Consider the following 13,594-nt stretch of genomic DNA (forward strand, 5'->3'; position numbering starts at 1 on the left):
CGGGATGACATCACAGGCACGCCGCATGTACTGCCTGCAGTACGGAGCGGAACGGGTGACGAAGGGGCTGTCCATGCGCGGCGGCTCCGGGGCGCTGTACTGGGAGCCGCTGACCGGGGTTGTCGTCGACACCGAGATCGGCTGGGTGCTGCTCGACACCGGGATGGGCCGCGACGCCCTGGAGGACGAGGCGAACCAGCGGGCCTACGCCCAGGCAGCCGCCTCCTTCGGCGCCGACCCGGCCGAGACGGAGTGGCACCTGCACCCGGCCCCCACCGTGTCCGGACGGTGGAACTGGGGACTGCCCGGAGACCCGCTGGAGCGGGCGCTCGCCCAGGTCGGGCTGAGCCCGGGCGACATCGCCCTCGCCTGCGTGAGCCACATGCACCTGGACCACTCGGGCGGTGTGCCGACCCTGGCCGGGGCCGGTGTCCCGGTGGCCATCCAGCGCGCCGAGCTGGAGTTCGCCAGGAGCGGCGTGCCGACGCTCGACGACGGTTACCGGCGGCAGGACTGGGAGCACGACGGGGTCGCCTGGCGGCGGCTCGACGGCGACGTCGAGCTGGCGCCGGGGGTGTGGGCCCTGTCGACGCCGGGGCACACCCCCGGCCACATGTCCTACCGCGTCGACCTTCCCGAGACGGGGACGTGGATCTTCGCCATGGACGCCGCCGACCTCGCGCAGAACCTGTACGACAGGGTCTCCCCGGGGTCCTGCGCCGGCGGTACCCCCGCCGACGAGAAGCTGGCCGACGACTCCCTCGACCGGCTGCTCAGCGAGGCGAGGCGGCTGAGCGGGCGGCTGATCCCCGGCCACGACCAGATCGTCCACAACGCGATCAGGCACCCCGCCGGCGGTCACCGCTAGCGGGACGGCCCGGCCTCCGCGCCCGCGCCCGCGGGCGCGGAGGCCTGGGACGCGGAGACCGGGGGTGAGGGGAGGAACACTTAGGGGAATCTGACGGGGAAAGCTGTAGCGTGCGGTACGTCCAGGTCAGCGCTCGGCCGGGACGGGCCGACAACAGTGTGAGGCCGTGATGAGCCTTCTCGGGGTACCGCTTCTTGTCGGGACGGTCCTGCTGACCGTCGCGGTGACGGTCGTCTCCGTCTGGGTGGGCGGCAGGCTGCGCGGACCGGCACTGTGGCAGGGGGTACGGCGGGCCGCGCTGGTCCTGCTCTGCCAGGCGTGCGCGGTGCTCACCGTCGCGGTCGTGGTCAACGGCCAGTACGAGTTCTACGCGACCTGGGACGACCTGGTCGGCTCCGGATCCGGCTCCGGCGGGGGCGGGGTGGTCCTCACCCCGCTCACCCCGCCCGGCGACGGGCCCGTCCGCGGAGCCGGCGGGGCCGGGGCCGGAGCCGGGGTAGCAGGAGGCCTGCGGTCCGTTCCGTTCGGCCGGGACGGGGTGCGGGTCGTCCGCTACAGCGGGCCGCGCACGCACGTCGAGGCCGACGTGTACGTGTGGCTGCCGCCGCAGTACGACCAGCCCGCCTACCGGCGCACCCTGTTCCCGGTGATCGAGCTGCTGCCCGGATACCCCGGCTCCGTCCACAACTGGTTCACCATGCTCGACGTCACCGGGCTGCTCATGAGGGAGATGGCGAACGGCCAGGCCCGGCCGGCCATCCTGGTGGCGCCCACCATGCAGCTGGTGCCTGGGCTCGACACCGACTGCACCGACATTCCCGGCGGTCCCTCGGCGGAGACCTGGGCGGCCTGGGACGTCCGGGACATGGTGACCGCCAACTTCCGCGCCCGCAAGGACGGGGCGGGCTGGGCGGCGATGGGCTACTCGGAGGGCGGTTTCTGCGCGGTCAAGCTCGCCGTCCAGCATCCCCGGCGGTACGCGGCCGCCGTCAGCCTGTCCGGATACTTCACGCCGACCGCGCCGGCCGTCACCCGCTCGCCCGCGCTGCTGAGGGCCAACGACCTGCTGCGGGTGCTGGGCGAGCGCCGCCCGCGGGTGTCGCTGCTGGTGATGGGCACCCGCCAGGACGCGGACACGGCACAGGATGTCATGCGGCTGCGGGACGTCGTCCGCGCCCCGACCCGGGTCTTCTCCTCGATTCTTCCCACCGGGGGCCACAACTACGGCATATGGGGATCGATGCTTCCGGCGGCCATGAAATGGATTTCTCAGGAACTGGACGCCCCGCCTCGGCCCCGGCCGTAACCTGCGGCGTGGGAGATGCTTCCGTCCGGGGGACGGGACACCGGCTCCCGTCGACTACGGCGTTCTCCTCCATTTTCCGGGCAAAGTAGTGCACTATGGCCAAATGTCTTCTCTTCATAAGAGCGACATATTCGTAAATGATCGATATCCCCGGCGGGTCGCGAGAGGCGCACGCCGGGCGCGCTTCCGGACGCGGACGACCCTCCTGTCCGTGGTCGCGGTCCTGGGGGTCGTGCTCGACCTTCCGGCCACCGGGATGACGGGGACCGGTACGGTGGCCCACGCGACCGTCGCCCACCCCGGGCCCCTCGCCGCCGCCCACCCGGGGCGATCCGCCGCGGGCCACCGCGGGGCCCCGCGGCAGGCCGCCGTGCGAACCGTGGTCGGCCTGGGCGACTCGGTGCCGGCCGGGTCCGCGTGCGACTGCAGCAGCTACGTCTCACTGATCGGCGAGGCCCTGGCCGACAGGCAGGGCACGGACGTCGTCGCCGACAACCTCGCCGCGGCCGGGCTCACCACCCGGGGACTGCTGGAGCAGCTCGACGACGACTCCGCGAGGAGGACCCTGGTCTCCGCCGACCTGACGATCATCACGATCGGCGCCAACGACTTCGACAGCGGCACCGTCGAGGACGACGACTGCGGGCCGGGCACCGGCATGGCCTGCTACCGGGACGACCTGGTACGGCTGCGCGCCGACATGGACGCCGTCCTGGCCACGGTGCGCTCGCTGCAGACGCGTCCGGGCAGCCGGATCCTCGTGACCGGTTACTGGAACGTCTTCGCGGACGGCGCCGTGGCCCGGGCCGAGGGGGACAGGTACGTCGCCAACAGCGACAGCCTCACGCGTGCGGTGAACGACACGCTCGCCGCGTCGGCCAGGGCCGCGGGCGCGCGGTACGTCGACCTCTACACGCCGTTCAAGGGCGAGAGCGGGAGCGGGGACGACACCGCCCTCCTCGCCGACGACGGCGATCATCCCGCGGCGGCCGGCCACCGGCTGATCGCCCGCGAGGTGCTCTCGGCCCTCTCGGAGGCCTGACGCGGACCCCGCGGGCGGTCCGGTACAGGCGTGGCCCCGGCGCAGGACCGTGCCGCGCGGGCCGTCCTCGGTCACGAGGGGCTGCACGTCACCGGGTTCCGCAGTTCGGAGCAGGGCCGGTGGCCGTGCGAGCGCACGATGTCCTTGCCGGTCTGGTCCGCCAGGTAGCGCAGGAATCCGGCGGCCAGGGAGTCGGCCGGAAGCTCCCCGTAGCTGTAGGCGTACTCCGTTTCCCAGAGGGGGTAGACCCCCTGGGCGGCCTCCTCCGGGGTGGCCCGGCGGTCGTCGATGCGTACGGTCCACAGATCCTGACGCGCGGAGGCGGCTCCGTTCTCGCTGTAGCCGATGGTGCCGGGGATGTGCGCGACGGCGTCCAGCACCTCCGGGGTGCTGCCGCGGGCGCAGCGGACGACGGGGCCCTGAGCGCCGGGCGCCAGGTTCACGCAGTCGTTGGAGGTGTCGCCGGGCTCCCGCTCACCGTTGAGGATCTTCCGTTCGAACACGTTCCGGGTTCCGGAGTCGGAATACCGGTCGACGATGCGGACCGGCACGTCGCTCCCACCGATCTCCTTCCAGTTGAGGACCTGATTGTGGTAAATCCTTCTGATCTGTTCCAGGGTGAGGTTCTGGACCTTCATCGCCTTGTTGACGACCAGGGTGAACAGCGACAGAGCGACGGGGCGTGGCAGGAGCATCGGGGATCCCGCTCTCTTGAGCCCGTCGGAGAAGGCGAGCCGGTCGGGGATCTCGGAGCCCTTCGCCTGCCCCGCCGCGTCCAGTGCGCGCAGCCCGTCGTCGCTGCCCTTGAACTCGTACTTGATGTCGGAACCCGGGCAGGTCCTCATATACGCGTTGCCGGCCTCCTCCAGGGCGGGTTTGAAGGCCGTGGACCCGATGAGGGTGAGCTCGCCCCTGGCGCAGCCCAGGGGAGCCCTGTCGTCCCTGAGGGAGACGACGAACATGGCGATGATGACCAGCACGAGGAAGGAGATCAGCGAGATCGCCTGCAAGGACGTCCCGGTGCGGCTCCTGGTCTCCTGAACACCCCCTCTTCCGGATCCGCCCTTGATCCCGCCGACGACCTTGGGGCCCTGGAACTCCCGGGAATCGTCCTTGTTGTCGGGGGCGCGTTCCAGGGCGGCCAGGATCTTGTAGTGCGCGGAGGGGTTCAGCGGAACCTTGGGCAGTTCGATGACGCCGTCCCGCACGTTCAGCCCCGCGTCCTCGCCGAAGGAGCGGAGCAGGTGTTCGTCGCTGAGCTCCGTCACCACCATCCCGGCCACCGTGCGTCCGGGAAAGGTGACCTGGATGCCGACCCTGTCGTTGTCGAGGACGGCGTAGTCGCTGGTGTCGATCTGGGTCGCGCCGTTGTTCTCGATGCGCAGCAGGACGAACGACGGGTCGACCAGCTGTCTGCCGCCCTCGTGCTGCAACTGCTGCAGGACCCCGGCGTACTGGGAGCTGATCTCGTCGGTGGCGGTGGTGTCCATCTGCACGCGGTAGCCGAGCCGTTTGCGGCCAACGAAGACGAACTCCCGCAGGAAGGCGATGATCGCGACGATGACGCTGAAGAGCGTGAGAACGATTTCCCAGGGGAAGCTGTTCATGACCGCCGCCGGTTCCTAGCAGGAAAGGGGTGGATGGCCAAAAGTACGAACCTTTGCCGCCCCTGTCGCCGTATGGAGGCGAGCATTCGGCAACTGTTCACCGGCCGTTGAGGCGGCGCCCGCCCTGGGAACGACCGCCGCCTCCGGCTCCGGCGCGATCCGGCAGGATGCCGGCTGCTTACCGGCCGGCGCCCGGTGACCGCCATGACGCCGGCCGGAGTTCGTCGTTCAGCGTGACGGCTCCCAGCCGCGGCGGGGGGCGCGGGCGCCGGTCGGCTGTTCGTCGCGGCTGCGGTAGACGATGTAGGGGCGGGTCAGATAGCCCACGGGCGCGGTGAGCATGTGCACCAGCCGGGTGAACGGCCAGATCGCGAAGAGCAGCAGGGCGCTGAGCGCGTGCAGCTGGAACAGCAGGGGCGCCCCGGCCATCGGCGCGGGATCCGGCCGCAGGTAGAAGATCGACCGGAACCAGGGCGAGATGGTGACGCGGTAGTCGTAGCCGCCGCCCAGGACGTTGGCCGCGACCGTGGCGGTCAGGCCCAGCGCGACGGTGAGGGCCAGCACGGCGTACATGAGTTTGTCGTTGCGGGTGGTGGCGGTGAACACCGGGCCGACGGTACGGCGCCGGTAGACGAGGATCGCCAGGCCGGCGAGGGTGGCGACACCGGCGACGGTGCCGAGCACGACCGCGACGGCGTGGTAGGCCTCCTCGCTCACCCCGGCCGCCTCGGTCCAGCTCTTGGGGATCACCAGGCCGCCGATGTGGCCGAGCAGTACGACCAGGATGCCGAAGTGGAACAGCGGGCTGCCGATCCGCAGGAGCCGCGATTCGTACATCTGTGACGATCGGGTGGTCCAGCCGAACGCGTCGTAGCGGTAGCGCCAGATGTGGCCGAGCACGAACGTCGTCAGGGCGACATAGGGCGCCACCACCCACAGCAGTACGTCGGCGGTGTTCACCGGCTCGTCTCCGTGGCGGCGTAGGGTTCCAGGCCGACCTCCTCGGCCGGCGGTCCCTGGGCCACCAGCCGCAGCGCCGCCCGGTGGTGGCGCGAACCGGCCGGGGGAAGCGTGGCCGTCACGGCGGCGACGACGTCGGCGTACGGCGACCGCTCCTCCTCCAGTGCCCGGCGCAGCACCTCCAGCCCGGCGCGGTTGTCCTGCAGCAGATATCCGGCCTCCCGGACGGCGCCGCGGGCCGACAGCTCGCACACCACCGCCAGGTGGTCGGGCAGTTCGCCGTCGATGAGCTCGAAACCCGCCGTGCGGAAGGCCTGCTTGAAGCGGAGCAGCGCCGCGCCTCGTGCGCGCGTGTCGCCGTGGGCGTAGTAGGTGAGATACAGGCAGCAGCGCCGCTTGAGGTCGAACGTCGCCACGTAGTGGGCCGCCAGGTCGCTCGGCGGCGTGGCGGCGGCGTGGTCGAGAAAGGCGGCCAGTCCGGCGCGGACCTCTCCGGTGGGCAACGCGGCCACCGTCTCGGCCAGCAGGGGCAGCGCGCCGTGCAGCCGGTCGTCGGGGTAGCCGAGCAGGACCGACGCCACCAGGTGAGCGGTGCGCAGCTGGTCGTCGCCGAGGGTCGTCATGGTTTCCTCCCGTCTTTCCTGTTCGGGAACAGCCCGTCGGGTGTGCCCTTGCCGTCCCAGTTGAGAAGGTTGACCCGGCCGCGCGGCTCGGCGGCGTCGTCCAGGTCGTCGCCCGTCTGCCGCTGCCGCAGCGCGTGGAAGTTCTCCACCGCGATCGGAGCGGGCCTGCCGGAGGCCTCGCCGAACGGGCCGCCCATTCCGGGGCCGCCCTCGTAGTCGAGGCTGCAGCCGGTGGCGAGTTCCTCCAGCAACGCGCCCTGCTCGGCGTGGGCCTTGGGGATGACGTAGCGCTCGTCGTAGGCGGCGATGGCCAGCAGCCGGTGCATGCTCTCCACCTGCTCGCCGGTCATGCCGACCGAGGCCGCGATCGACTCGTCGCGTTCCTTCCCCAGGTTGACGCGGCGCATGTAGGAGCGCATCGCGGCCAGGCGGTGCAGTACGGCGCGGACCGGTTCGGGGTCTCCGGCGGTGAACAGCTCGGCCAGGTAGCCGATCGGGATGCGCAGCGCGTCGATCGCGCCGAACAGGTTGCCCGCGTCCTCACCGTCGTGGCCGGTGCTCGACAGGACGTCGACGACGGGGGACAGCGGCGGGATGTACCAGACCATGGGCATGGTGCGGTACTCGGGATGCAGCGGCAGCGCCAGCCCGTAGTCGAAGATCAGCCGGTGGACGGGGGAGCGGCGGGCGGCGTCCAGCCAGTCCTGCGGGATGCCCGCGGCGCGGGCCGCGGCGATCACGGCCGGGTCGTGCGGGTCGAGCATGACGCTCTTCTGCGCCTCGTACAGCGCCGTGTCGTCGACCGCGGCGGCGGCCTCGGCCACCCGGTCGGCGTCGTAGAGGATGACGCCGATGTAGCGCAGCCGGCCCACGCAGGTCTCCGAGCACACGGTGGGGATGCCCACCTCGACGCGGGGGAAGCAGAAGGTGCACTTCTCGGCCTTGCCGGTGCGGTGGTTGAAGTAGACCTTCTTGTACGGGCAGCCGGTCACGCACATCCGCCAGCCGCGGCAGCGGTCCTGGTCCACCAGGACGATGCCGTCCTCGGAACGCTTGTACATCGCCCCCGACGGGCAGGAGGCCACGCACGAGGGGTTGAGGCAGTGCTCGCAGATGCGCGGCAGGTAGAACATGAAGGCCTGCTCGAACTCCAGCTTCACCTGGTCCGACAGTTTGCGGAGCACCGGGTCGGCGGGCGCCAGCTCCGGGCCGCCGGCCAGGTTGTCGTCCCAGTTCGCACTCCAGCTGATCTTCGTCGGCTCGCCGGTTATCAGCGATCTGGGCCGCGCGACCGGGGTGTCGTCCTGCGCGGGCGCCGAGAACAGCCGGTCGTAGTCGTAGGTCCAGGGCTCGTAGTAGTCCTGGATGGACGGCATCAGCGGGTTGGCGAAGATCGACAGCAGCTTCCTGACCCGCCCGCCCGCCCTCAGCCGCAGCCGGCCGCCGCGGGTGCGCTCCCAGCCCCCCTTCCACCTGTCCTGGTCCTGGTAGGTGCGGGGGTAGCCCTGCCCGGGGCGCGTCTCGACGTTGTTGAACCACACGTACTCGGTGCCCGCCCGGTTGGTCCATGCCTGCTTGCACGTGACCGAGCAGGTGTGACAGCCGATGCACTTGTCGAGGTTCATGACCATGGCGAGCTGTGCCATGACGCGCATCAGTAGTCGACCTCCTGGGAGCGGCGGCGGATGACCGTGACCTCGTCGCGCTGGTTGCCGGTGGGGCCCAGGTAGTTGAAGGCGAACGACAGCTGGGCGTAGCCGCCGATCAGGTGGGTGGGTTTGATCATCAGGCGGGTGAGGGAGTTGTGGATGCCGCCGCGCCTGCCGGAGGTCTCGCTCTTCGGCACGTCCACCACCCGTTCCTGGGCGTGGTACATGTACACCGTCCCGGTGGGCATGCGGTGCGAGACGACCGCCCGGGCGACCACGACGCCGTTGCGGTTGAGCGCCTCGACCCAGTCGTTGTCGGCGATCCCCGCCCTGGCGGCGTCGGCGGGACTCATCCAGATGGTCGGGCCGCCTCGTGACAGGGTCAGCATGAGCAGGTTGTCCTGATACTCGGAGTGGATGGACCACTTGGAGTGGGGGGTGAGATAGCGCACCGTGATGCCCCGCTCGCCGCCCTCGCCGATTTGCGGCTCGCCGAACAGCGCGGTCATGTTCAGCGGGGGCCTGTAGATCGGCAGCGCCTCGCCCGCCTCGTGCATCCAGTCGTGGTCCAGGAAGAAGTGCTGGCGCCCGGTGAGGGTGTGCCAGGGTTTGCGGTGCTCGACGTTGAGGGTGAAGGCCGAGTAGCGGCGCCCGCCGGTCTCGCTGCCGGACCACTCCGGAGAGGTGGTGACCGGGACCGGGCGTGCCTGGGTGTCGGCGAAGGTGATCCTCCTGTGCTCGTCGGCGAGGCCGTCGAAGCCGGTGCCGGTACGGCGGGCCAGCGTGGCGAACCCCTGGGCGGCCAGGTGCCCGTTGGTCGTTCCGGACAGCGCCAGGATGGTCTCGCACATGTCGGTGTCGCGGGCCAGGGACGGCCGGCCGTCGGCCACGCCGCCGCGGACGGTTCCGTTCGTACCGCGCAGCCGGTCGATCTCCCCGGTGACGTCGTAGGTGATTCCCTTGGTCGTGGCGCCGAGCCGGTCCGCCAGCGGGCCGAGCGCGGCCATCTTCGCGGCGACGGCGCCGTAGTCCCGTTCGACCGTCACGATCTTCGGGAAGTTCCGGCCGGGCACCGGCGTCTCGCCGGTCAGGCGCCAGTCCCGCACGTGGCCGTGCGGGGTGGCCAGCTCGTCGGCCGTGTCGTGCAGCAGCGGCACCGCGATCAGGTCCCTGCGCACGCCCAGGTGCTCGGCGGCCAGTTCGGAGAAGGCGGTGGCGATGGCGTGGAAGGCGGAGAAGTCGGTGCGCGTCTGCCAGGGCGGGTCGATGGCCGGGGTGAAGGCGTGCACGAACGGGTGCATGTCGGTGGAGGACAGGTCGTGTTTCTCGTACCAGGTCGCAGCCGGCAGCACGATGTCGGAGAACAGCGTCGTGGACGTCATCCTGAAGTCCAGCGACAGCAGCAGGTCCAGCTTGCCCCGCGGCGCCTCCTCGTGCCAGCGCACGTCGTGCGGACGCTGCTCCGGCTCGGCCTCGTGCGCCCGCACCGAGGAGTCGGTGCCGAGCAGGTGGCGCAGGAAGTACTCGTTGCCCTTGGCCGAGGAGCCCAGCAGGTTGGCCCGCCACACCGTCAGCACGCGCGGCCAGTTGCCCGGCTCGTCGGGATCCTCGCAGGCGAAACCGAGGTCTCCCGAGTGGACCCGCTCGGCGACGTACTCGCCGGCCTCCCGCCCCGCCGCGGCCGCCTCCTCGGCCAGGTCGAGGGGGTTGCGGTCGAACGTCGGATACGACGGCATCCATCCCAGGCGGGCCGACTGCGACAGCAGGTCCGCGGTGGCCTTCCCGGCGAACGCGCCGTTGCCGAGCGGGGAGGAGACGGTCTCGGCGCCGTAGGTGTCGTAACGCCACTGGCCGGTGTGCAGGTACCAGTAGGCGGTGCCGATCATCTGCCGGGGCGGGCGCGTCCAGTCCAGCCCGAACGCCAGCTGTGCCCAGCCGGTGATCGGCCTGCACTTCTCCTGGCCGACGTAGTGCGCCCAGCCGCCGCCGTTGACGCCCTGGCAGCCGGTCAGCGTGGTCAGTGCCAGGAAGGAGCGGTAGATCGTGTCGGAGTGGAACCAGTGGTTGGTGCCCGCCCCCATGATGATCATCGAGCGGCCCGAGGACTCCTCGGCCGTCCGGGCGAACTCGCGGGCGATCTTCACCGCCTTCGCCGCCGGTACCCCGGTGATCGTCTCCTGCCAGGCCGGGGTGTACGGCTCCGCCGGGTCGTCGTAGCCGCTCGGCCACGTCCCCGGCAGCCCGTCCCTGGCCACGCCGTACTGGGCGAGCAGCAGGTCGAAGACCGTGGTCACCAGGTGGCCGGCCACCCGCCGGACGGGCACGCCACGGTGCACGACCCCGGCGCCGGAGCCACCGCCCGAGCCGCCGTCGGAGCCGCCGCCGGTGTCCTGCCCGGACTCCCCGGCCCGGTCGAAGCGGGGCAGCGCGACCGGTACGGCCTCGCCGCCGCCCTCGCCCCCGCCCTTCAGCGTCAGGGCCGGATCGACCCCCTCCAGGTCCAGGTTCCACCGCCCCTCGCCCTGTTCGGAGTAGCGGAAGCCGAGCGACCCGTTGGGGACGACGGGCTCGCCGGTGACGGCGTCGAGCAGCACCGTCTTGAACGCCGCCTCCTGTCCCGGCTCGCCGAGGTCGGCCGCGGTCAGGAACTTGTCGGGCACGTACGTCCCCGTTCCCTCGTGCTCGCGGAGCCGTACCAGGAAGGGCAGGTCGCTGTGGCGTTTGACGTAGTCGGTGAAGTACGGCACCCGCCGGTCGAGGAAGAACTCCCTGAGGATGACGTGTCCCATGGCCATGGCCAGCGCGCCGTCGGTGCCGGGATGCGGGGCCAGCCACTCGTCGGCGAACTTGACGGCGTCGGCGTAGTCGGGGCTGACCACGACGACCTTCTGGCCCCGGTAGCGGGCCTCGGCCATGTAGTGCGCGTCCGGCGTGCGGGTGACCGGCACGTTGGAGCCCCACAGCACCAGGTAGGCGGCGTCCCACCAGTCGGCCGACTCGGGCACGTCGGTCTGGTCGCCGAAGACCTGCGGGGAGGCGACCGGCAGGTCGGCGTACCAGTCGTAGAACGACAGCATGGTGCCGCCGATCAGCGAGACGAACCGGGCGCCGACCGCGTGGGAGGCCATCGACATCGCGGGGATGGGGGAGAACCCGGCGATCCGGTCGGGACCGTGGGCCTTGATGGTGTGCACGTGCGCGGCGGCGACGATCTCGGTGGCCTCCTCCCAGGTGATCCGCACCAGGCCGCCCTTGCCGCGGGCCGACTGGTAGCGCCGCCGCCTGTCCGGGTCGGCGGTGATCTCCGCCCAGGCCGCCACCGGGTCGAGTCCCCTGCTCCTGGCCTCCCGGTACATCTCCACCAGCACGCCACGCGCGTAGGGGTAGCGGACCCGGGTGGGGGAGTAGGTGTACCAGGAGAACGCCGCACCGCGCGGGCATCCGCGCGGCTCGTACTCGGGCCGGTCCGGCCCCACGCTCGGATAGTCGGTCTGCTGGGTCTCCCAGGTGATGATCCCGTCCTTGACGTAGACCTTCCAGGAGCACGAGCCGGTGCAGTTCACCCCGTGCGTGGAGCGGACCACCTTGTCGTGGCTCCAGCGGTCCCGGTAGAAGGCGTCGGCCCGGCGGCCACCGATCTGGTGCAGCGTCCGCAGGTCACCGGAGACCGTTCCGGGGCGTAGGTACCGCCCCAGTTTCAGCAGGGCGTTACTGACCGGTCCGTCCATGCCCGCCATGGATGTGACTCCCTTTCCTTGGGTCACGAACCGCACATCCCCGACATGTGTGGTTCATAACGGGAAACCTCGTGGAGAAACCCGGTGGTAACCGCCTGACGCGTCACCCGGACCGGTCGATCCGGTCTGGGACCGGACGCCGGGCCGACGCCTTCATCTTCGCGGCGGCCCGGCCGGCCCCTCAGGGTCTTTGGTCCCACTGATCGGATCCGAAAGACCCGGCCGTTCAGGCCGCCGCGACCGTACGCCGCCGGGCCGTGGAGCGTACGGCGGTCGCCGTCAGCAGCAGGGTCATCAGCGACGCCACGGCCAGCAGGAACAGTCCCAGCCCGTAGGAGCCGAACCGCCCGTAGACCAGGCCCATCACCAGCGGCGGGACGAACCCGCCCAGGCCGCCCGCGGCTCCGACCAGCCCGGTGACCGAACCGACCCTGTCGGCCGGCGCCACCTGGGCGACCAGGGCGAAGACGGCCCCGCTGCCGCCGCCGAGCGCCGCGGCCATCGTCAGGAACGCGACCGTGCCCAGGGGCATCAGGGGCGGGGTGAACTCCTGTACCGCGGCGCAGACGGCGACCACGGTGAACACCGAGACCAGGACGGGAAGCGGCCCGGTCCGGTCCGACAGCCAGCCGCCCACCGGACGAGCCAGGACCGCGAGCAGGACGAACCCGGCCATCCGGTTGGCGGCGTCGGCCGGCGTGAGACCGTAGGCCGACTGCAGGTAGACGGGCAGGTAGACGGAGAAGGCGACATAGCCGCCGAACGCCACCGCGTACAGGACGCAGGCCTGCCAGGTGATGGGCAACCTCGCGGCGGCCGCCGTACGCGCCGCGAGCGACTGGGCCGGCGCGGTGCGGCCCGGCGCGTCCCGCAGTACGGTCCACGCGACGACGGCGTAGAGGGCCAGCACGATCGCGGTGATCAGGAAAGGCGTGGCCGAGCCGCCGCCTTCGACCAGCCTGACCGTGGTCAGGGCGCTGATCGCGGTACCGCCCATGCCCGCTCCGAAGACACCGAGGGCCAGGCCGCGGCGCCGCGGGGGGAACCAGGCGCTGACGAAGGGCACGCCCACGGCGAACACCGTTCCGCCGATGCCCAGGAAGAATCCGCCCACCAGCAGCGCCGTGAGCGACCCCTGCCCGGCCACGCCGACGAACAGGACCGGGACGATGGTGGCGGCCGAGATCAGCGGGAACATCACCCTGCCGCCGTACCGGTCGGTGAGCGCCCCGACCGGAATGCGGCCCAGTGAGCCGACGATCACCGGGACCGCCACCAGCAGCGCCTGCTGGGAGGCCGACAGGCCCAGGAATTGTTTGAACCGCGGGCCCAGCGGGCTGAGCAGCGCCCATGCCCAGAAGTTCACCGCGAACCCCGCGGTCGCCAGTGCCAGCATCAGCATGGGCCGGTGAGCGTGATTATCTGAAGGTTTTTGGTCTTTTGCGTAGGTACTCACTGTTGTCCGTCCCTATCGCGCCAGTCCATGCACGAGTGACGTCGCCGCGAATCCGCCCTGCCCGGTGGGCGAGCGCCGCTACGCGAGAGCCGGACCGAGTGGTCCGACCGAAAGGCCGGAGGGTGCCCCGCACGGAGTGGCGGGACGGTTCGGTGCACCGTGCCTGTTCGGACGAACGCTCTCGGACGGCCCGCCGTCTCGACCGCCTCGGCCGCCGCCAACCGGTATCAGAAGACCTCTCTCGGCATTCCTCCCGAGCATGGCGCTTTCCCTGTCACTCTCATCACAGCGCGAAAGTCCCGGATCCCGTAGGGGACAAAGTCCTGCCCGCCGGAACTTTCGTCTC

The 13,594-nt window shown here is 71.1% G+C and carries 9 protein-coding genes; 3 read left to right on the top strand and 6 right to left on the bottom strand.

Annotated elements, in window-relative coordinates; translation table 11 throughout:
- The first annotated feature begins 4 nt into the window (after positions 1 to 4).
- The 3 genes from AB0N02_RS00595 (at position 5) to AB0N02_RS00605 (ending at position 3,216) form a co-directional block, all read left to right on the top strand.
- The gene (locus tag AB0N02_RS00595; protein WP_363940873.1) at positions 5 to 868 is read left to right on the top strand and encodes an N-acyl homoserine lactonase family protein; all 864 of its coding nucleotides are present in this window, start codon (positions 5 to 7) and stop codon (positions 866 to 868) included.
- A 169-nt stretch (positions 869 to 1,037) separates the two neighbouring features.
- Positions 1,038 to 2,174 (top strand): alpha/beta fold hydrolase, encoded by a 1,137-nt coding sequence (locus AB0N02_RS00600; RefSeq protein WP_363940875.1) that lies wholly within the window; start codon positions 1,038 to 1,040, stop codon positions 2,172 to 2,174.
- A gap of 211 nt (positions 2,175 to 2,385) precedes the next feature.
- Positions 2,386 to 3,216 carry an SGNH/GDSL hydrolase family protein gene (locus AB0N02_RS00605; protein WP_363940877.1) on the top strand — a complete coding sequence of 277 codons (831 nt, stop codon included), beginning with the start codon at positions 2,386 to 2,388 and terminating at the stop codon, positions 3,214 to 3,216.
- Positions 3,217 to 3,287: 71 nt separating this feature from the next.
- On the opposite strand, the gene AB0N02_RS00610 is transcribed toward AB0N02_RS00605, so the two are convergent.
- From AB0N02_RS00610 to AB0N02_RS00635, 6 genes are all read right to left on the bottom strand, one after another.
- Positions 3,288 to 4,823: a substrate-binding domain-containing protein gene (locus tag AB0N02_RS00610; RefSeq protein WP_363940878.1), complete on the bottom strand. Its 1,536-nt coding sequence runs from the start codon at positions 4,821 to 4,823 to the stop codon at positions 3,288 to 3,290.
- A gap of 228 nt (positions 4,824 to 5,051) precedes the next feature.
- Positions 5,052 to 5,783: a respiratory nitrate reductase subunit gamma gene (narI, locus tag AB0N02_RS00615; protein WP_363940880.1), complete on the bottom strand. Its 732-nt coding sequence runs from the start codon at positions 5,781 to 5,783 to the stop codon at positions 5,052 to 5,054.
- On the bottom strand, positions 5,780 to 6,406 hold the full coding sequence (narJ, locus tag AB0N02_RS00620; protein WP_363940882.1) for a nitrate reductase molybdenum cofactor assembly chaperone: 627 nt from the start codon (positions 6,404 to 6,406) through the stop codon (positions 5,780 to 5,782). Before narJ ends, narI begins: the two co-directional genes overlap by 4 nt.
- Positions 6,403 to 8,061 carry a nitrate reductase subunit beta gene (gene narH, locus AB0N02_RS00625; protein WP_363940884.1) on the bottom strand — a complete coding sequence of 553 codons (1,659 nt, stop codon included), beginning with the start codon at positions 8,059 to 8,061 and terminating at the stop codon, positions 6,403 to 6,405. The genes narJ and narH overlap by 4 nt, the downstream gene beginning before the upstream one ends.
- Positions 8,061 to 11,792 (bottom strand): nitrate reductase subunit alpha, encoded by a 3,732-nt coding sequence (locus AB0N02_RS00630; protein ID WP_363940885.1) that lies wholly within the window; start codon positions 11,790 to 11,792, stop codon positions 8,061 to 8,063. Before AB0N02_RS00630 ends, narH begins: the two co-directional genes overlap by 1 nt.
- Before the next feature lie 226 nt (positions 11,793 to 12,018).
- Positions 12,019 to 13,194, bottom strand: coding sequence for an MFS transporter (locus AB0N02_RS00635; protein ID WP_363940887.1), 1,176 nt, complete (start codon positions 13,192 to 13,194; stop codon positions 12,019 to 12,021).
- Positions 13,195 to 13,594: the final 400 nt, after the last annotated feature.

This window comes from Streptosporangium sp. NPDC051022 (assembly GCF_040683035.1).
In the GTDB taxonomy this organism is placed as follows: domain Bacteria; phylum Actinomycetota; class Actinomycetes; order Streptosporangiales; family Streptosporangiaceae; genus Streptosporangium.

What these genes read in the sequence shown, in the direction of transcription:
- AB0N02_RS00600 (WP_363940875.1), top strand. Translation starts at nt 1,038, where the DNA reads ATGAGCCTTCTCGGGGTACCGCTTCTTGTCGGGACGGTCCTGCTGACC.
- AB0N02_RS00610 (WP_363940878.1), bottom strand. Translation starts at nt 4,823, where the DNA reads ATGAACAGCTTCCCCTGGGAAATCGTTCTCACGCTCTTCAGCGTCATC.
- narJ (WP_363940882.1), bottom strand. Translation starts at nt 6,406, where the DNA reads ATGACGACCCTCGGCGACGACCAGCTGCGCACCGCTCACCTGGTGGCG.
- AB0N02_RS00630 (WP_363940885.1), bottom strand. Translation starts at nt 11,792, where the DNA reads ATGGCGGGCATGGACGGACCGGTCAGTAACGCCCTGCTGAAACTGGGG.
- AB0N02_RS00635 (WP_363940887.1), bottom strand. Translation starts at nt 13,194, where the DNA reads ATGCTGATGCTGGCACTGGCGACCGCGGGGTTCGCGGTGAACTTCTGG.
- AB0N02_RS00595 (WP_363940873.1), top strand. Translation starts at nt 5, where the DNA reads ATGACATCACAGGCACGCCGCATGTACTGCCTGCAGTACGGAGCGGAA.
- narH (WP_363940884.1), bottom strand. Translation starts at nt 8,061, where the DNA reads ATGCGCGTCATGGCACAGCTCGCCATGGTCATGAACCTCGACAAGTGC.